The sequence below is a fragment of the Aeromonas sp. CD genome, assembly GCF_033349375.1.
Taxonomy (GTDB): Bacteria; Pseudomonadota; Gammaproteobacteria; order Enterobacterales; family Aeromonadaceae; genus Aeromonas; species Aeromonas hydrophila.
Genome location: NZ_CP137631.1, coordinates 2,215,299 through 2,233,206 on the forward strand (window position 1 = coordinate 2,215,299; position 17,908 = coordinate 2,233,206).

Here is a 17,908-nt window from a genome sequence, read left to right on the forward strand (position 1 = left end):
GGCAGAGTGGATACCCAGCCCACCCCATCTCGGAGTACACTTCTGCTCTTGCGTTTTTTTGCCGGGAGTCGTCATGAGCAAGTTATTCCAGCTGGCCAGCCAGTTTCAACCCGCCGGGGATCAGCCAAGGGCCATCGCCCAGCTGCTCGATGGCATCGAATCCGGCCTTGCCCATCAGACCCTGCTCGGGGTGACCGGTTCGGGCAAGACCTTCACCATGGCCAACGTCATCGCCACCCTCAATCGCCCCACCATGATCCTGGCTCCCAACAAGACCCTGGCGGCCCAGCTCTATGGCGAGATGAAGGAGTTCTTTCCCGAGAACTCGGTGGAGTATTTCGTCTCCTACTACGACTACTACCAGCCGGAAGCCTACGTGCCGACCACCGACACCTTCATCGAGAAGGATGCTTCCATCAACGATCACATCGAGCAGATGCGGCTGTCGGCCACCAAGGCGCTGCTGGAGCGCCGCGACGTGGTGATCGTCGCCTCGGTGTCGGCCATCTACGGTCTGGGGGATCCGCAAGCCTACCTCAGCATGATGCTGCACCTGAAAGTAGGGGACCTGATCAACCAGCGGGATATCCTGCGCCGTCTCGCGGAGCTGCAGTACACCCGCAACGACATGGCCTTCCAGCGCGGCACCTTCCGGGTGCGGGGCGAAGTGATCGACATCTACCCCGCCGAATCCGACAAACTGGCCCTGCGGGTGGAGCTGTTTGACGAGGAGGTGGAGCGGCTCTCCCTGTTCGATCCGCTGACCGGTGCCATCGAGCAGACGGTGGTGCGCTACACCATCTATCCCAAAACCCACTATGCCACCCCGCGCGAGACCATCCTGGGGGCCATCGAGCACATCAAGGAGGAGCTCAAGAGCCGCCGTGAGCAGCTGTTGTCGCTGGGTAAGCTGGTGGAGGAGCAGCGCATCAGTCAGCGCACCCAGTTCGACATCGAGATGATGCAGGAGCTGGGCTATTGCTCGGGCATCGAGAACTACAGCCGTTACCTCTCCGGTCGTGCGCCCGGCGAGCCGCCGCCCACCCTGTTTGACTATCTGCCGGGAGACGGCCTGCTCATCATCGACGAATCCCACGTCACGGTGCCGCAGATCGGCGCCATGTTCAAAGGGGACAGATCCCGCAAGGAGACCCTGGTGGAGTACGGCTTCCGGCTCCCCTCGGCGCTCGACAACCGGCCGCTCAAGTTCGACGAGTTCGAGGCGCTGATGCCGCAGACGGTGTTTGTCTCGGCCACCCCCGGCCCCTACGAGCTGGAAAAGTCCGGCGGCGATGTGGTGCAGCAGGTGGTGCGCCCCACCGGCCTGCTCGACCCCGAGATCGAGGTGCGTCCGGTCACCACCCAGGTGGACGACCTGCTCTCCGAGATCCGCAAGCGGGTGGCGGTGGAGGAGCGGGTGCTCGTCACCACCCTCACCAAGCGGATGGCGGAGGATCTGACCGAATACCTGGCGGATCACGAGGTGCGGGTGCGTTATCTGCACTCGGACATCGACACCGTCGAGCGGGTGGAGATCATTCGCGATCTGCGCCTCGGCAAGTTCGACGTGCTGGTGGGGATCAACCTGCTGCGAGAGGGGCTCGATATGCCGGAGGTCTCGCTGGTGGCGATCCTGGATGCGGATAAAGAGGGTTTCCTGCGCTCCACCCGCTCCCTCATCCAGACCATTGGTCGGGCGGCGCGCAACCTCAACGGCAAGGTCATTCTCTACGGGGATACCATCACCAACTCCATGCAGGTGGCGATCGAAGAGACCGAGCGGCGCCGCACTCTGCAGCATGCTCACAACCAGGAGCATGGCATCACCCCGACGGGGCTCAACAAGTCGGTGGGAGATGTGATGGATATGGGAGGCAGTCGCAGTGCGGGCAAGAGCGGGCGGGGCAGCCGCAAGGCCGCCGAGCCGCAAGGGGAGTACCATGCCCGCTCCGCCAGCGAGATCAGCAAGGAGATCAAGCGGATGGAAGAGCAGATGTTCCAGCATGCACGGGATCTGGAGTTCGAGCAGGCGGCAGCGCTGCGGGACCAGATCCAGCGGCTGCGCAACGAGTTGATCGAGAGTTGAGTGCCTTGCCGGGCGCTCGACGCTGGCTGATCTGGCGGCGTCTGCGCCGCCTCTATCGGGGTTTTCGTCACCCTGATACCCCCTGGTGGGCCAGGGGGCTGGTGATCCTGGTCCTGCTCTACGGCATCAGCCCGCTGGATCTCATCCCCGATGTGGTGCCGTTCGTTGGCTGGCTCGACGATGCAACCCTGCTGCTGTTTTTGTTGTGGGGTTGGGAGTTATGCCTGCCAGGTGCCGTGAGGGCGGCGCTCGCCGAGCGGGAGTAGGCCGCCTTGGCCGTGCCCGCTGCATCGCCCGTTGATTTGATGAAAAGTGTCATGCCGGTTGTGTTTGGGCGTGATAAGAAAGAGCATGGTGGGGGAGATTGTGGCGCTCAATGCATTGGCGTAGACTCCACGCCGTTCACTTTATGGGTATGAGAAAATGGATCTGATCCTGTTTGCGATTGATTTTATCCTGCACGTCGACGTGCATTTGAAAGAGCTGTTTGAAAACTATGGGATCTGGGTTTACGCCATCCTGTTTCTGATCATCTTCTGCGAGACCGGACTGGTGGTAACCCCCTTCCTGCCGGGTGACTCCCTGCTGTTCGCCGCCGGTGCGCTCACCGTGGGCAGCGTGCTGGATGTGCATACCCTGGCCGCCGTGCTGATCATCGCCGCGGTGCTCGGCAACGTGGTGAACTACACCATTGGTCACTTCTTCGGCGAGCAGCTGTTTCGCAATCCGGACTCCAAGATCTTCCGGCGGGATTATCTGGACAAGACCCATGCCTTCTACGCCAAGCATGGCGGCAAGACCATCATCATCACCCGCTTCCTGCCCATCGTGCGCACCTTTGCGCCCTTCGTGGCGGGCATGGGCGCCATGACCTACCCGCGTTTCCTGGCGTTCAATCTGGTGGGCGGTCTGTTGTGGGTCCTTTCATTCGTCTATGCCGGCCACTTCTTCGGCAATCTGCCGGTGGTGCGTCAGAACTTTACCCTGCTCATCTTCGGCATCATCGGCATTTCGCTGCTGCCCATGGTGATCGGCATGGTGAAGGCCAGAATGAACGCCAGCAAGGCGGCTTCCTGAGCACCCTGCTGCCTGGCTGATGAAGCCGAATGACATAAAAAAGAAGGGAGCCACTGGCTCCCTTCTTTATTTGTACTGCTATCGGGCTTAGCTGCAGCAGCGACCCTTGACCAGATTGCCGATGGCCACCACAACGAACACCAGCAGGTAGGCGGCGAAGATGGCCACCAGCCACTGAGGCATGGAGAAGCTGAGGAACTGCCAGGTGACCTCGCTGCAATCACCATCCGGGTAGAACATCCAGGGGATCCATTGATCCAGCGGCGCCCAGCTCGGGAAGTCGACAAAGCCTTCACAGACGTTGAAGGGGGAGGGATTGACCTGATAATCCACATGCTTGAGCGCCAGTTTCAGGCCCCAGAAGGCACTGGAGCCCCATAGCAGCAGAGCACTCCAGCGCACGTACCATTTCTGCGGCGCCACCATGCCGAGCAGCCCTGCGGTGAGGACTCCCAGCGTGGCGATCCGCTCATAGACGCACATGACGCAGGGATGCAGGCCCAGCACATGCTGGAAGAAAAGGGCGCTCAACTCGAGGAACAGGGCAGAGGCTGCAAGCAGACTCCAGGCCAGGCGATGGGCGGCAATACGGCGCAGAAACTCTATCATCTGGTTGATCTCACAGAAAAAACAGTGGCTGAATTAGAGCAGAGCAGGGGCCAAAAGGAAAGGGCCCGCATGGGCCCTTATGGTATCAAGGCAGGGCGGGCAGCACCGCCGGCGTGACATTGTCGAGCACCAGCCAGCCGGCCTGATAGAACCAGTCGGTGAGCGGCCCGAGCAGTATCTCCACCGAGAAGAAACCCACCAGTCCCAGCACCAGGGTATAGGGCAGCGCCATCCACACCATGCGCCCGTAGGAGAGGCGCAGCAGCGGTGCCAGCGCCGAGGTCAGCATGAACAGGAAGGCGGCCTGACCGTTGGGGGTGGCCACCGACGGCAGGTTGGTCCCGGTGTTGATGGCCACGGCCAGCAGTTCGAACTGCTCGCGGCTGATGGCGTTGTTGAGCAGCGCCGTCTTCACCTCGTTGATGTAGACGGTGCCGACGAAGACGTTGTCACTGACCATGGAGAGCAGGCCGTTGGCCAGATAGAAGAGCGCGAGCTGGGCGTCCGGCTCGGCGGCCAGCACCCACTGGATCACCGGCTTGAACAGCTGCTGATCGATGATGACGGCGACCACGCTGAAGAAGACGGCCAGCAGGGCGGTAAAGGGCAGCGCCTCCTGGAATGCCTTGCCGAGGGAGTGCTCCTCTGTGATGCCGGTGAGCGAGGTAGCCAGCACGATGACCGACAGGCCGATGAGGCCCACTGCCGCCAGGTGCATGGCCAGCCCCAGGATCAGCCAGAGGGCGATCATGGCCTGCACGATCAGCTTGGCCTTGTCCTGGGCGGTACGTCCTGCCTCTTCATAGCGGTTGTAATCCTCCATGATGCGGCGTACTGCGTCCGGCAGCTTGGCGCCGTAGCCGAACCAGCGGCACTTCTCGACCAGAACACAGGTGAGCAGGCCGCAGATGAACACCGGTACCGTGACCGGAGACATGCGAATGGCAAACTCGCCAAAGTTCCAGCCCGCCTGTTCGCCGATGATCAGGTTCTGCGGTTCTCCTACCAGGGTGCAGACACCGCCGAGGGCAGTACCGATGGCGGCATGCATCATCAGGCTGCGCAGGAAGGCGCGAAAGTCGTCCAGATGTTGGCGATTGAGTTCGTTGACGGCGCCATCATCGGTGTGATCGTGCGGGTTGCCGAACTCCTTGCCGGAGGAGACCTTGTGATAGATGGCGTAGAAGCCGGTGGCGACGCTGATCACCACGGCGATCACGGTGAGGGCGTCGAGGAAGGCTGACAGGAAAGCGGAGACCAGACAAAATGCCAATGAAAGCAGGGTCTTGGAGTGGATCCGGATCAGCAGTTTGGTAAACACATAGAGCAGCAGCTGCTTCATGAAATAGATGCCGGCCACCATGAAGACCAGCAGCAGCAGTACCTCGATATTGGCCACCAGCTCATGTTTGACCTGCTCGGCCGAGGTCATGCCGATCAGCACGGCTTCGATGGCCAGCAGGCCGCCAGGTTGCAGCGGATAGCACTTGAGCGCCATGGCCAGCGTGAAGATGAACTCGACGACCAGCAGCCAGCCGGCGATGAAGGGATCGAGGTAAAAGGCGATCGGGTTGATCAGCAGGAATAGAAGAATAGCGGCCTTGTACCACTGGGGCGCATTGCCCAGAAAGTTCCTGGCAAAGGCTTGCCCTAAGCTGATTGGCATAATAATGGGTCTCTGTGTTGTGGTTGGTATCTGCGTCTATGCAGTCAAGACAGGCTCGACCAGAACATCCGGATGTTGTCCCTTATCAGATTGATTCCTCATGATTTTAATCAAAAAGAGCATTAACTATAAATAACATAGTCGGACTTGCCCACGAGATCGGCCGTTTTATCGCCAACCGACGGGGTTGGCTGGCACCCACTACGGATTTAAATACATATTTTTAACAAAATGACCTGCTTATGTGAGCAGAGGACCGACCTTCTGCTTGCCAGTCCTCCCTGCTTTGCTATTATTCGTGAGCCTTTTTACGTACTACAACAGAGTCACTACATGGTCATAAAAGCGCAGAGCCCTGCAGGGTTTGCCGAGGAATATATCATCGAGTCCATCTGGAACAATCGCTTTCCTCCAGGATCCATCTTGCCGGCCGAGCGTGAGCTGTCCGAGCTGATTGGCGTGACTCGAACCACCTTGCGTGAAGTGCTGCAGCGTCTGGCCCGTGATGGCTGGCTCACCATTCAGCATGGCAAACCGACCAAGGTGAACAACTTCTGGGAAACCTCGGGCCTCAACATTCTGGAGACCCTGGCCAGGCTGGATCAGGACAAGGTGCCGGACTTGGTAGCCCAGCTGCTGTCGGCGCGCACCAACATCTGCACCATCTTCATTCGTGGCGCGATCCGCAACAATCCGGAGCAAGCCGCCGAGATCCTGCGCGGTGCCGACGCGGTAGAGAACTCCCCGGAAGCGTATGCAGAGTTTGATTATCGCCTGCACCACCAGCTCTCCTTTGCTTCCGGCAACCCGATTTATGCCCTGATCCTCAATGGCTTCAAGGGGCTGTATAGCCGGGTAGGTCGTTACTACTTCTCCGACAAGCAGGCCCGTGAAGCAGCCGATGCCTATTACAAGACCTTGCTGAATCTGGCCGAGACCAAGAATCACGAGGCCGTGTTCATGACGGTACGTCAGTACGGCATCGAGTCAGGCAAGTTGTGGACCCGTCTGCGTCAGGACATGCCGAGCAATCTGTGCGACAACTGATGGTATTCTGATGCAAGAAAAACGCGCCGAATGGCGCGTTTTTTTATGGTGGATGAGCGGCTTGCTCAAGCCGGTTTTTTCTCCGGGCAACGCCCGATGATATCGGCAGGCAGTTCACCATTGTCCTGTTCCAGCACCACATCGAACCCCCACAACTGGTGCAGATGCTTGAGCACCTCGTGACGTGAGTCACCCAGCGGGATCCGGTTGTGCGGCACGTAGCGCAGCGTCAGCGAGCGATCGCCCTTCACCGCCACATTGAATACCTGGATGTTGGGCTCCAGGTTGCTCAGGTTGTATTGAGCCGACAAGGTATTGCGCACCTGGCGGTAGCCCTCGTCATTGTGGATGGCGGAGACCTTGAGGTAGTTCTTCAGGTCGTCGTCATCGATGGCGAACAGCTTCATGTCGCGCATCACCTTGGGGCTGAGGAACTGGCTGATGAAGCTCTCATCCTTGAAGTTCTGCATGGCGAAATGCAGGGTATCGACCCAGTTGCTGCCGGCGTAATCGGGGAACCAGTATCTGTCCTCCTCGGTCGGGTTCTCGCAAATACGGCGCAGGTCGGTAAACATGGCAAAGCCGAGGGCGTAGGGGTTGATCCCCGAGTAGTAGCGACTGTTGTAGGGGGGCTGGTAGACCACGTTGGTGTGGCTGTGCAGCACCTCAATCATGAAGCGATCGCTGATCTTGCCCTCGTCATAGAGGTGATTGAGGATGGTGTAGTGCCAGAAGGTGGCCCACCCTTCGTTCATCACCTGAGTCTGCTTTTGCGGATAGAAGTACTGGCTGATCTTTCGCACGATGCGCACTATCTCGCGCTGCCAAGGCTCCAGCAGAGGGGCATTCTTCTCGATGAAATAGAGAATGTTCTCCTGTGGTTCAGCCGGGTAGCGTCTGTCTTCCACCCCGGAGGCCTTGTGCTGCTTGGGCAGGGTGCGCCACAGCTCGTTGACCTGGGTCTGCAGATAGTCTTCCCGTGCCTTCTGGCGTCGCTTCTCTTCGGCCAACGAGATCTTCTGCGGCCGTTTGTAGCGATCCACCCCGAAGTTCATCAAGGCATGGCAGGAGTCGAGCAGCTTTTCCACCGCATCGATGCCGTGTTTCTCTTCACACTCGGTGATGTAGTTCTTGGCGAACAGCAGATAGTCGATGATGGAGGAGGCATCGGTCCAGGTCTTGAACAGATAGTTGTTCTTGAAGAAGGAGTTGTGGCCGTAGCAGGCGTGGGCCATCACCAATGCCTGCATCGGCATGGTGTTCTCCTCCATCAGGTAGGCGATGCAAGGGTCCGAGTTGATGACGATCTCGTAGGCCAGCCCCATCTGGCCACGTTTGTAGTTTCGCTCGGTGTGAATGAAGCGCTTGCCGAATGACCAGTGCTGATAACCGATGGGCATGCCGACGCTGGAGTAGGCATCCATCATCTGCTCTGCCGTGATCACCTCGATCTGGTTGGGGTAGGTATCCAGTCGATAGAACTTGGCGACCTGGGCTATCTCCTGATGGTAAATGTCCAGCAGGTCGAAGTTCCAGTCCGGGCCATCGTCCAGCGGTGCGACTTTTCTTGCGGTTTCTACCATATGACCTCCCTCACGCCGCTTGCTTCTTGAACAGCTCCCGGAATACCGGATAGATATCCTCTACCTTGCGAATGTGTTCCATCGCGAAGTGGGGGAACTCGCTGGCGACCGATTCATATTCGTGCCACAACGTCTGGTGGGCACGGGTGGTGATCTCGATATAGGAGTAGTACCGCACTCGCGGCATGATGTCCCGCGCCAGGATCTCCCGGCATTGTGGCGAGTCGTCGGCCCAGTTGTCGCCATCCGAGGCTTGCGCCGCATAGATGTTCCACTGATGGGCAGGATAACGTTCGTTGATGATGTCGTTCATCATCTTGAGGGCGCTGGAGACGATGGTGCCGCCGGTTTCCTGGGAGTAGAAGAACTCATGTTCGTCCACCTCCTTGGCCTGGGTATGGTGGCGGATATAGACCACCTCGACGTTTTTGTAGGTCCGGCTCAGGAACAGATAGAGCAGGATGTAGAAGCGCTTGGCCATCTCCTTGGTGGCCTGATCCATGGAGCCCGACACGTCCATCAGGCAGAACATCACCGCCTGGCTGGAGGGGACGGGCCGCTTGACGAAGTTGTTGAACTTGAGGTCGAAGGTGTCGATAAACGGCACCGCGTCGATCCGTCTTTTCAGCTCCCTGATCTCCTTCTCGAGCTGGGCTATTTCGGCAAAATGTTCGTTGGGATCGGCCGCCAGCAGGGCCAGCCTATCTTCCAGCTCATGCAGCTGGCGTTTCTTGCCGGCCTGCAGCGCCATCCGACGGGCCAGCGAATTTTGCAGTGAACGCACCACGTTGATGTTGGCGGGTACCCCGTTGGAGGTGTAGCCCGCCCGGTAGGTTTTGACTTCCATCAGCTGGTTGAGCTGGGTTTTCTGCAGCCTGGGCAGCTCGAGATCTTCAAACAGCAGATCGAGATACTCATCCTTGGAGATCTGGAAGACGAAGTCGTCCGCCCCTTCTCCCTGGTTGGAAGCCTGCCCTTCGCCAGAGCCTTGACCGCCGCCTCCTCCCTTGGGGCGGTCAATCTTGTCGCCGGAGACGAACTGGTCATTGCCGGGATGCACCATCTCCCGTTTGCCGCCTTGCCCCTGATGGAAATGGGGCTCGCCGATATCCTTGGTCGGGATGCTGATGCTCTCGCCCGTGTCTACGTCCTGGATGCTGCGCTTGGAGACAGCATCAGAGACCGCTTGTTTGATCTGCTTCTTGTAGCGGCGGATGAAGCGCTGCCGATTGACAGCGCTTTTGTTTTTGCCGTTGAGCCTGCGGTCGATAAAATGCGCCATAACTCCCCCTTGAACAGTCAGGGTCAGGATGACTTGCGTACCCTGAGATACCATTCGGAGAGCAGTCGCACCTGTTTGCGGGTGTAGCCTTTCTCCATCATCCGTTCGACAAAGTTATCGTGCTTCTTCTGCTCCTCGGCTGAGGTTTTGCTGTTGAAGGAGATAACCGGCAGCAGCTCTTCCGTGTTGGAGAACATCTTCTTCTCGATCACGGTGCGCAGCTTCTCGTAACTGGTCCAGTTGGGGTTACGGCCTGCATTGTTGGCCCGGGCACGCAGCACGAAGTTGACGATTTCGTTGCGGAAATCTTTCGGGTTGCTGATCCCGGCGGGTTTCTCAATCTTCTCCAGTTCGCTGTTGAGCGACGCGCGGTCAAACAGCTGGCCGGTCTCGGGGTCACGGTACTCCTGATCCTGGATCCAGAAATCGGCGTAGGTGACGTAGCGGTCGAAGATGTTCTGACCGTACTCGGAGTAGGACTCGAGGTAGGCGGTCTGGATCTCTTTGCCGATGAACTCCACATAGCGCGGGGTCAGATAGCCCTTGATGAACTCAAGGTAGCGATCATGCAGCTCTTGCGGGAACTGCTCGCGCTCGATCTGTTGCTCCAGCACATAGAAGAGGTGTACCGGGTTGGCGGCCACTTCCGCGTGGTCGAAGTTGAAGACGCGGGAGAGGATCTTGAACGCGAAGCGGGTCGACAGGCCATTCATCCCTTCGTCCACCCCGGCGTAGTCGCGATACTCCTGATAGCTCTTCGCCTTGGGATCCGTGTCTTTGAGGCTCTCGCCATCATAGACCCGCATCTTGGAGTAGAGGCTCGAGTTTTCCGGCTCCTTGAGGCGTGACAGCACGGAGAACTGGCCCAGCAGTTCAAGGGTGCCCGGGGCGCACTTGGCATCGGTCAGCTCGCTGTTGACCAGCAGCTTCTCGTAGATCTTCACTTCTTCCGACACGCGCAGGCAGTAAGGCACCTTGACGATGTAGACCCGGTCGAGGAAAGCCTCGTTGTTCTTGTTGTTGCGGAACTGCTGCCACTCGGATTCGTTGGAGTGGGCCAGCAGGATGCCGTCGAAGGGCAGGGCGGAGAGCCCCTCGGTCCCGTTGTAGTTGCCCTCCTGGGTGGCGGTCAGCAGCGGGTGCAGCACCTTGATGGGCGCCTTGAACATCTCGACGAACTCCATGATCCCCTGGTTCGCCTTGCACAGCGCGCCCGAGTAGGAGTAAGCGTCGGCATCATCCTGGGCAAAGTGTTCCAGCATGCGAATATCCACCTTGCCGACCAGCGAGGAGATGTCCTGGTTGTTGTCATCGCCCGGTTCGGTCTTGGCGATGGCGATCTGGTCGAGAATAGAGGGATTGACCTTCTCCACCTTGAACTTGGTGATGTCGCCACCAAACTCGTGCAGTCGTTTGGCGACCCAGGGGGACATGATGGGGCGCAGATAACGGCGCGGAATGCCGTACTCCTTCTCCAGAATTTCGCCATCTTCTTCGATGTCGAACAGGCAGAAGGGGTGGTCGTTGACCGGTGAACCCTTGATGCGATAGACAGGCACCTTTTGCATCAAGGATTTGAGCTTCTCTGCCAGCGAGGATTTACCACCGCCGACGGGTCCCAGCAGATAGAGGATCTGCTTCTTCTCTTCCAGGCCCTGAGCCGAGTGCTTGAGATAGGAGACAATCTGTTCGATGGCCTCTTCCATGCCGTAGAAATCTTTGAAGGCGGGATAGCGTGCCACGACGCGGTTGGAGAAAAGGCGACTGAGTCTGGGGTTGACCGAGGTGTCGATCATTTCCGGTTCGCCGATGGCGACCAGCAAACGCTCGGCGGCGGAGGCGTAGCAGGATTTGTCCTGCTTACACATATCCAGAAATTCCTGGATGGTGTATTCCTCTTCCCTGGCTTTCTCATATCGCTGTTGATAATGCTCGAAGATGCCCATAACTTTGCCCTCGTTATAGTCGCTTACCCTGAAAAGAGTGGATCACTACTTTTGTTCTGTTTACCTCATTAAGCCTAGTCAACAGCCCCCAGTAATCCATCACCAACTATTGGTTTAAATTTGCAAGGGTACTTCCCGACCCAATGCGGGAAGGCGCAATCAGTGACACACCTATGTTACTGACTGTTAAATTATTTTTGCCACGATAGTGAGGTAAATGTCAAAGACATAAAAAATAAATGTTTGTCAGAAAATGGAAATGACATCGCGTTTATCTGGGTGACTGGCTGCAGCACAGACGGGGCAAGGGGCCGGGCGTAGACGAGATGAAATGGCATTACGTTTACGTGCACGGAAAGTGTTTTGTTTGGTGTTTTAGCTCTAATTTTTACATTGACGCTACATTGCGACTGCTCTAGATTGGCCCTGTGTCAGGCAGTCAGCGCTTTAGCAAGAGAGTGGCTGGTTGCTGATACAAAGCTCTGTTTAAGCACGTTTCCGTTGGCTTGACCCTCGCAGATGCGAGGGTCTTATTTTTTTGGCTCCACCCGATGTTTAAGTCGCTTATTCCTGTTGGCGAGCGGCATAAATGTTGGATACTGCCGCCAGCACATCGGCAAAGGGGTGGGACGCCAGCTGGCCGAATCCAGCCAGGCTTCTGGCCTTGAGCCGGGTGGTGAGCGGGGTGGTGATGCCGCACAGGAAACGCGTCAGGATGCGGGGATCCCGACTGTGACACAGGGCTATAAGTGGATCGCACCAGGCTCTGAGCCCCTGTTCATTGGGGAGTGTCCGGCTGGGTAAGGAGGGAAGCTGCGCCACCTCTCCCCGACAGACCGAGCAGTGCCCGCAATGGGTGGGCGCGGCCTGATCGGCAAAGTAGCGGGCCAGCTCATGGCTCAGGCAACGGCTGGAGGTAAAGAAACCCAGCAATGCCTGCAGACGCGCCAGCTCGCTTTGTTCTTTCTTTTCAAACAGTCCGTGCAGCTGATCGGCCAGCGTTGCTATGCCCAGACCTTGTTGCAGCACCCGATAGACCTCGGTCATCTGCTTGCTCTCCAGCTCGATCCAGCCTTGCTGCTGCAGGTAATCCAGCGCGGCAGCGGCCCGCGACCGCTCCCCCTGATAACCCTGCCAGAGCGCCTCGAAGTCCATGGTGCACCAGCTGCGCGCCTGTGGAGCACTGGCGAACACTTGCTCCAGAAACTGGCGTCGCGCCGGATTGAACCGGGCCAGGATGTCGGCCTTGTCCAGCACGAACTTGAAGCGGTACTCGGCAAAATAGCTGTAGGCCGGCGCTATGATGCCTGCCATCTCCAGGTAGACCAGCAGGGTCTTGAGCGGCAGCTGGCGGATATTGGTGTCGTTGGAGAGGCGCAGCAAGCCAAATTCCCACTCACTGCCGCTTTGCTGCAGGATCTCGAGCAAGGTGACGATGGCCGTTCTGTCCGGGGTGTCGCCATAGACGAAGTTTTCCAGCACCGGCAACTGGCTGCGATTGGCCAGTACCATGCAGCGGGAAGGGAGTCCATCCCGGCCGGCGCGGCCTATCTCCTGACTGTAGTTTTCGATGGATTTGGGTAGATCGTAATGGATCACCCGGCGAATGTCGGCCTTGTCGATCCCCATGCCGAAGGCGATGGTCGCCACGATGCAGTCCAGCTTGCCGGCCATGAAGTCGTGCTGGATCTGGCTGCGCAGGGTGGCATCGAGCCCGGCGTGATAGGCGCGTGCCCTGATCCCGGCTTGTTGCAAGCGGGCGGCGCACTGCTCTGCGGTGTGCTGCAGGGTGACATAGATGATGGTCGGTGCGGCGGGGTCACGATCCAGCTCGGCATGCAGCCAACCATCGCGAGCCTCGTCAGGCAGCGGTACCACGGCCAAGTCCAGGTTGGCGCGATAAAAGCCGGTGACGACGAGCCCCTCATCCTCGATCTCGAATTTGGCCTGCATGTCGGCCATGACCGCCGGGGTGGCGGTGGCCGTCAGCAGCAACACCTGCGGGATCTGCAATTCACGGCGGTAATCCGGCAGCTTGAGATAATCGGGGCGAAAGTTGTGGCCCCACTCCGAAATGCAGTGGGCTTCGTCCACCACCAGCATCGACAGCGGCACCTGCTGGATGAAACGGCGAAAGCGTTCGTTTTTGAGCCGCTCTACCGAGATCATCAGGATCTTGAGCTGGCCATCGCTGGCCTGCTGCATCACCCGGCGGCTCTCTTCCGGGGTCAGGCTCGAGTCGAGGGTCGCGGCGGCGATCCCTTTGCTGCGAAGGAAGGCGAGCTGATCATGCATCAGCGCGATCAGCGGCGAGATCACCAGGGTCAGATGGGGCAGAGCAAGCGCCGGCAACTGATAACAGAGGGACTTGCCGGAGCCGGTGGGGAAGATGGCGGCGGCACTCTGGCCGGCCAGTAATCGGCTGATCACCGCCTCCTGTCCCGGTCTTAACCGATCGAAGCCGAAGTGACGGGTCAACAGGGATGAGATCATGGCAGGGCTCCAGCGCAAAAACCGTCATGATACCACCGCCGGGGAGTGTCTGGATGGCCAAGCGAGGGAAAACGGCATCCATTTGAATGCTGTTGATATTGTGTTATCGCATTGTTGTGGTTTTTTTGTGAGGTAAACCGGATATTTTTCAGTGATTATATGGAAAAAAGCGGTTGCAGATGGGATATTCCTTGTCCGCAATCCCGTGTGTTACCGGACAGGCTCAACAGAAGGCTTGCCGGGGCAGATGACGCCAGCCGTGACATGGGTGTCGCCTGGCGTAGCGGTTGCCAACAGGACTAATGATTCACGCACTTCGGTGCTCAGGGACTATTTGATGACACAACAACACCCCCTCATGAGACTGGTCAACAGTACCAGCCTGGTTAGCCAGATCCTGGTCGGTCTGGTCTTCGGTATCCTCCTTGCCATGTTCATGCCGGAATGGGCCAAAACGGCGGGTCTGCTCGGCAGCCTGTTCGTCGGCGCCCTGAAGGCGGTCGCCCCGCTGCTGGTCTTTGTACTGGTCATGGCGGCGATCATCGGCCACAAGCAGGGCCAGAAGACCAACATGAAACCGATCCTGCTGCTCTATCTGCTGGGGACCTTCCTGGCTGCTGCGGTCGCCGTCGTGGCCAGCTTCCTGTTCCCCTCCAACCTGCATCTGGTGGCCAACAGTGCCGAGATCACCCCGCCGGGCGGGATCACCGAGGTACTGCAGACCCTGTTGTTCAACGTGGTGACCAACCCGGTCAAGGCGCTGCTGGATGCCAACTACATCGGCATTCTGGCCTGGGCCATCGGCCTTGGCATCGCCATGCGCCACGCCAGCGAGGGGACCAAGGCGGTGATCACCGACCTGTCCCACGGAGTCTCCACCATCGTGAAAGCGGTGATCCGCTGCGCGCCGCTCGGTATTCTGGGCCTGGTTGCCTCCACCCTGGCGGAAACCGGTTTTGACGCCCTGTTCGGCTATGCCCAACTGCTGGTGGTGCTGATTGGCTGCATGCTGTTCATCGCCTTCGTGGTCAACCCGTTGATCGTGTTCTGGAAGATCAAGCGCAACCCCTATCCGCTGGTGCTGACCTGCCTGAAAGAGAGCGGCGTGACAGCCTTCTTTACCCGCAGCTCTGCCGCCAACATCCCGGTCAACATGGCACTGGCCGAGAAGCTGCGCCTGCCGGAAGACACCTATGCGGTCTCCATCCCGCTGGGTGCCACCATCAATATGGCCGGTGCCGCCATCACCATCACAGTGCTCTCCATGGCGGCGGTACACACCCTGGGGATGGAAGTGGATCTGGCCACCGCCATTCTGCTCTCCGTGGTTGCCACCATCAGCGCCTGTGGCGCGTCCGGTGTGGCCGGCGGCTCTCTTCTGCTGATCCCGCTGGCGTGCAGCCTGTTTGGCATCAGCAACGACATCGCCATGCAGGTGGTAGCCGTGGGCTTCATCATCGGGGTACTGCAGGATTCTGCAGAGACTGCCCTGAACAGCTCCACCGACGTGCTGTTCACCGCCGCGGCCTGCATGGCCGAAGATGAAACCCTGCTGGATGCCGCGCCGGTGCCCAACAGCGAAGCCTGATAGCACCGCCTTCACCGCACTGAAAACGCCCTCATTCGAGGGCGTTTTTTATTGTCTGGCGGTCTGGGGGCTGGTCCGGTCCGCATCTGCAGGAGATGAGGGGGCCGGATGAAGTTGATGCAGTGGGCGCATCAAGAGCCCGGATGAACGCATGGTCAGGCAGGCTGTGTAGCACCGGCTTGTATAAGGCTGCATGGGCCATGGGTCAGCCATTGTCGGTTGCCGTTGAAGGGAGGATGACGAGAGAAGACGGGGGAATCGTCGGGATGGGGAGCTTGGACGATGTTATGCGAGTGGCGCGTCGGCCAACATGCCTGTGCATGCTCGCCTGTCGGAGAGCCAGCATCCGCTGCTGTTGGCGCCATAAAAAAATGCCAGCCGGTTACCCGGCTGGCATTTTTGCTGGTATGGCCGAGTGTCAGCCGAGCAGTTGGTAGAGGATGGCGGAGATGGCCGTCATCCCCATCACAGCTACGAAGACGTTGCTGATATGGCCCTGATACTTTGCCATGGCCGGCACGCGCTTGATGGCGTACATCGGCATGATGAACAGGATGGTGGCGATGATGGGGCCGCCCATCGACTCGATCATGCCGAGGATGGAGGGGTTGATCACCGCGGTGCCCCACAGGGTCAGGATGAAGAAGGCGATGATGAACATCTCGACCTTCGTGTGGTTCGGCTCCTTGCCGGACTTGCGCAGGTTCTGGACGATCATCCCCTTCAGGCCTTCGCGGGCACCCAGGTAGTGGCCGAAGAAGGAGGAGACGATGGCCACGAACGCTACCAGCGGGCCGAAGTAGGAGATGATGGGGCTGGCGTGCTGGTTGGCCAGGTAGGAGAGCACGGCGATGTTCTGGGACTTGGCTTCTGCCAGCTGTGCCGGGGTCAGGCTCATCACGCAGGAGAAGACGAAGAACATCACGAAACCGAGCAGGATGGTGGCGGTGCGCTTGAGGATGGCGTCAGACTTCTCGACCGCGTGCTCGCCGTGATCGCGGCGCTGGGCCAGCGAGAAGCTGGAGATGGCCGGGCTGTGGTTGAAGGAGAACACCAGCACCGGAATGGTCAGCCACAGGGTGATGGCAAAGTCCTTGCCGGACGGCATCTGGGAGAGGGCCGCGCCGGTCCAGTCCGGGATCAGGTAGAAGGAGATCCCCACCAGGATGGCGATGAGCGGGTAGACCAGGAACTCGGTCACCTTCAGCATCAGTTTTTCACCGGCCAGCATCACCGACATCATGCCCATGATCAGCACGATGGAGAGGATCCAGCGCGGGGGGGCCGTCATCTGCAACTGGTTGACCATGAAGCTCTCAACCGTGTTGGTGATGCCCACCCCGTAGATCAGCACTATGGGGTAGATGGCGAAGAAGTAGAGCAGGGTGATTAATTTGCCGGCACCCACGCCGAAGTGCTCTTCCACCACTTCCGTGATGTCGGCGTCGGGTCTGCTGGAGGAGAGTACGAAGCGGGCGAGGCCGCGGTGGGCCAGGTAGGTCATGGGGCCGACCAGCAGCGCCATCACCACCAGTGGCCAGAAGCCACCCATGCCGGCGTTGATGGGCAAAAACAGAATGCCGGCGCCGACGGCGGTACCGAACAGGCTGATCACCCAGCTGGTGTCTTGCTTGGTCCAACCACGCGATTGGATGGAGCGGGTTCCTTGCTCCTGTGAGGTCGCAACGTCCTGTGCGCCGGTGACAGTATTAGACATGTGTCTCACCCCGAATTGTGGTTTTTATTGAATCGGCGCAAGGATACGGTTTTTTTAATCAAAAATGTTGATCAAATTCACCTTTATGGGGCTCAAACCCGCATTCTTTTGTGGAAATGTGATCGAAAGAAGAATTAATCAATTATTTTTTATAAAAGCCTACGTGAGTTTAATGTTAATGCGCGAATGTTGCACAACGTTTTGTAGGCGAAATGTTATATGGCAAGTTGCCGAGAGAGCTGGCGGATCATGCTGGCGGTGGCGCCCCAGATGAAGTGGTGCTGCCAGGGGATCCAGTAGATGGTGTGCAGGTGATCGGCTCTGGGAATGGTGAGCGCGATATGGTGGCGTGGATCCAGCAGGTGGTTGAGCGGCACCTCAAAAGCCTGGTCGACCTCGTCCCGGCTCAGGGTGAGCTGATAGTCGGCCGTGACCAGCCCCAGCACCGGCAGCACGTCGTATTGGGAGACGGTGTTGAGGGGCGTGAGGGTGCCCAGCACCTCTATCTGGGTAGGGACGATGCCGAGCTCTTCCTGGGTTTCCCGCAGCGCTGTGTGGATCAAGTCCCGGTCGTCTGGATCCTGCCTGCCGCCAGGGAAGCTTATCTGCCCTGCGTGGTGGCGCAGGTGCGGGCTGCGCCGGGTCAGCAGCAGTTGCAGGCCGTCGGCCCGCTCGACCAGCGGCAGCAGCACGGCGGCGGGCTTGAGCCCGGCCACCGTCAGCCGGTGGGCGGGGGCGGGGCGTTGCAATAAAAAGCGGGTCAGCAGTTCGGCACGTTCCATCTCGATTCTTCTTCGCTCCAGTTGCTGTGATC

The 17,908-nt window shown here is 58.9% G+C and carries 13 protein-coding genes; 5 read left to right on the plus strand and 8 right to left on the minus strand.

Going from position 1 to position 17,908, the window contains the following annotated elements:
* Positions 1–73: 73 nt before the first annotated feature.
* The 3 genes from uvrB to R2E40_RS10410 all read left to right on the plus strand — a co-directional run bounded on the left by uvrB (position 74) and on the right by R2E40_RS10410 (position 3,163).
* Positions 74–2,086, plus strand: coding sequence for an excinuclease ABC subunit UvrB (gene uvrB, locus R2E40_RS10400; protein ID WP_318165419.1), 2,013 nt, complete (start codon positions 74–76; stop codon positions 2,084–2,086).
* The gene (locus R2E40_RS10405) at positions 2,083–2,352 is read left to right on the plus strand and encodes a YkvA family protein (protein WP_318165420.1); all 270 of its coding nucleotides are present in this window, start codon (positions 2,083–2,085) and stop codon (positions 2,350–2,352) included. Before uvrB ends, R2E40_RS10405 begins: the two co-directional genes overlap by 4 nt.
* A gap of 157 nt (positions 2,353–2,509) precedes the next feature.
* Positions 2,510–3,163 (plus strand): DedA family protein, encoded by a 654-nt coding sequence (locus tag R2E40_RS10410; protein WP_011706279.1) that lies wholly within the window; start codon positions 2,510–2,512, stop codon positions 3,161–3,163.
* An 87-nt stretch (positions 3,164–3,250) separates the two neighbouring features.
* Here the strand turns inward: R2E40_RS10410 and dsbB are convergent, their stop codons facing one another.
* Complete coding sequence (gene dsbB / locus R2E40_RS10415) at positions 3,251–3,772, minus strand: disulfide bond formation protein DsbB (RefSeq protein WP_016350563.1); 522 nt, start codon at positions 3,770–3,772, stop codon at positions 3,251–3,253.
* A gap of 85 nt (positions 3,773–3,857) precedes the next feature.
* Positions 3,858–5,438 (minus strand): Na(+)/H(+) antiporter NhaB, encoded by a 1,581-nt coding sequence (nhaB, locus tag R2E40_RS10420; protein ID WP_318165421.1) that lies wholly within the window; start codon positions 5,436–5,438, stop codon positions 3,858–3,860.
* Between the two features lie 333 nt (positions 5,439–5,771).
* Here nhaB and fadR point away from each other — a divergent pair, with 333 nt between their 5' ends.
* Positions 5,772–6,485, plus strand: a complete 714-nt coding sequence (fadR, locus tag R2E40_RS10425; protein ID WP_016350565.1) for a fatty acid metabolism transcriptional regulator FadR — start codon at positions 5,772–5,774, stop codon at positions 6,483–6,485.
* Positions 6,486–6,550: 65 nt separating this feature from the next.
* On the opposite strand, the gene R2E40_RS10430 is transcribed toward fadR, so the two are convergent.
* The 4 genes from R2E40_RS10430 to R2E40_RS10445 all read right to left on the minus strand — a co-directional run bounded on the left by R2E40_RS10430 (position 6,551) and on the right by R2E40_RS10445 (position 13,789).
* On the minus strand, positions 6,551–8,068 hold the full coding sequence (locus R2E40_RS10430) for a SpoVR family protein (protein WP_318165422.1): 1,518 nt from the start codon (positions 8,066–8,068) through the stop codon (positions 6,551–6,553).
* Between the two features lie 10 nt (positions 8,069–8,078).
* On the minus strand, positions 8,079–9,350 hold the full coding sequence (locus tag R2E40_RS10435; protein ID WP_016350566.1) for a YeaH/YhbH family protein: 1,272 nt from the start codon (positions 9,348–9,350) through the stop codon (positions 8,079–8,081).
* A gap of 23 nt (positions 9,351–9,373) precedes the next feature.
* The gene (locus tag R2E40_RS10440) at positions 9,374–11,296 is read right to left on the minus strand and encodes a PrkA family serine protein kinase (RefSeq protein ID WP_011706273.1); all 1,923 of its coding nucleotides are present in this window, start codon (positions 11,294–11,296) and stop codon (positions 9,374–9,376) included.
* 564 nt (positions 11,297–11,860) lie between these two features.
* A complete protein-coding gene (locus R2E40_RS10445; RefSeq protein ID WP_318165423.1) occupies positions 11,861–13,789 on the minus strand; it encodes a RecQ family ATP-dependent DNA helicase in 1,929 nt (642 codons plus the stop codon).
* 337 nt (positions 13,790–14,126) lie between these two features.
* Here R2E40_RS10445 and sstT point away from each other — a divergent pair, with 337 nt between their 5' ends.
* Positions 14,127–15,377, plus strand: coding sequence for a serine/threonine transporter SstT (gene sstT, locus R2E40_RS10450; RefSeq protein WP_318165424.1), 1,251 nt, complete (start codon positions 14,127–14,129; stop codon positions 15,375–15,377).
* A 418-nt stretch (positions 15,378–15,795) separates the two neighbouring features.
* Here sstT and R2E40_RS10455 read toward each other — a convergent pair whose 3' ends face one another.
* Both R2E40_RS10455 and R2E40_RS10460 read right to left on the minus strand, forming a co-directional pair.
* On the minus strand, positions 15,796–17,094 hold the full coding sequence (locus R2E40_RS10455; RefSeq protein WP_318165425.1) for a serine/threonine transporter: 1,299 nt from the start codon (positions 17,092–17,094) through the stop codon (positions 15,796–15,798).
* Between the two features lie 215 nt (positions 17,095–17,309).
* On the minus strand, positions 17,310–17,876 hold the full coding sequence (locus R2E40_RS10460) for a CoA pyrophosphatase (protein ID WP_227289575.1): 567 nt from the start codon (positions 17,874–17,876) through the stop codon (positions 17,310–17,312).
* Positions 17,877–17,908: the final 32 nt, after the last annotated feature.

Bases quoted from the DNA above. Each gene is read 5' to 3' on its own strand.
- uvrB (WP_318165419.1), top strand. From the start codon at position 74: ATGAGCAAGTTATTCCAGCTGGCCAGCCAGTTTCAACCCGCCGGGGAT.
- R2E40_RS10410 (WP_011706279.1), top strand. From the start codon at position 2,510: ATGGATCTGATCCTGTTTGCGATTGATTTTATCCTGCACGTCGACGTG.
- dsbB (WP_016350563.1), bottom strand. From the start codon at position 3,772: ATGATAGAGTTTCTGCGCCGTATTGCCGCCCATCGCCTGGCCTGGAGT.
- nhaB (WP_318165421.1), bottom strand. From the start codon at position 5,438: ATGCCAATCAGCTTAGGGCAAGCCTTTGCCAGGAACTTTCTGGGCAAT.
- fadR (WP_016350565.1), top strand. From the start codon at position 5,772: ATGGTCATAAAAGCGCAGAGCCCTGCAGGGTTTGCCGAGGAATATATC.
- R2E40_RS10430 (WP_318165422.1), bottom strand. From the start codon at position 8,068: ATGGTAGAAACCGCAAGAAAAGTCGCACCGCTGGACGATGGCCCGGAC.
- R2E40_RS10435 (WP_016350566.1), bottom strand. From the start codon at position 9,350: ATGGCGCATTTTATCGACCGCAGGCTCAACGGCAAAAACAAAAGCGCT.
- R2E40_RS10440 (WP_011706273.1), bottom strand. From the start codon at position 11,296: ATGGGCATCTTCGAGCATTATCAACAGCGATATGAGAAAGCCAGGGAA.
- R2E40_RS10445 (WP_318165423.1), bottom strand. From the start codon at position 13,789: ATGATCTCATCCCTGTTGACCCGTCACTTCGGCTTCGATCGGTTAAGA.
- sstT (WP_318165424.1), top strand. From the start codon at position 14,127: ATGACACAACAACACCCCCTCATGAGACTGGTCAACAGTACCAGCCTG.
- R2E40_RS10455 (WP_318165425.1), bottom strand. From the start codon at position 17,094: ATGTCTAATACTGTCACCGGCGCACAGGACGTTGCGACCTCACAGGAG.
- R2E40_RS10460 (WP_227289575.1), bottom strand. From the start codon at position 17,876: ATGGAACGTGCCGAACTGCTGACCCGCTTTTTATTGCAACGCCCCGCC.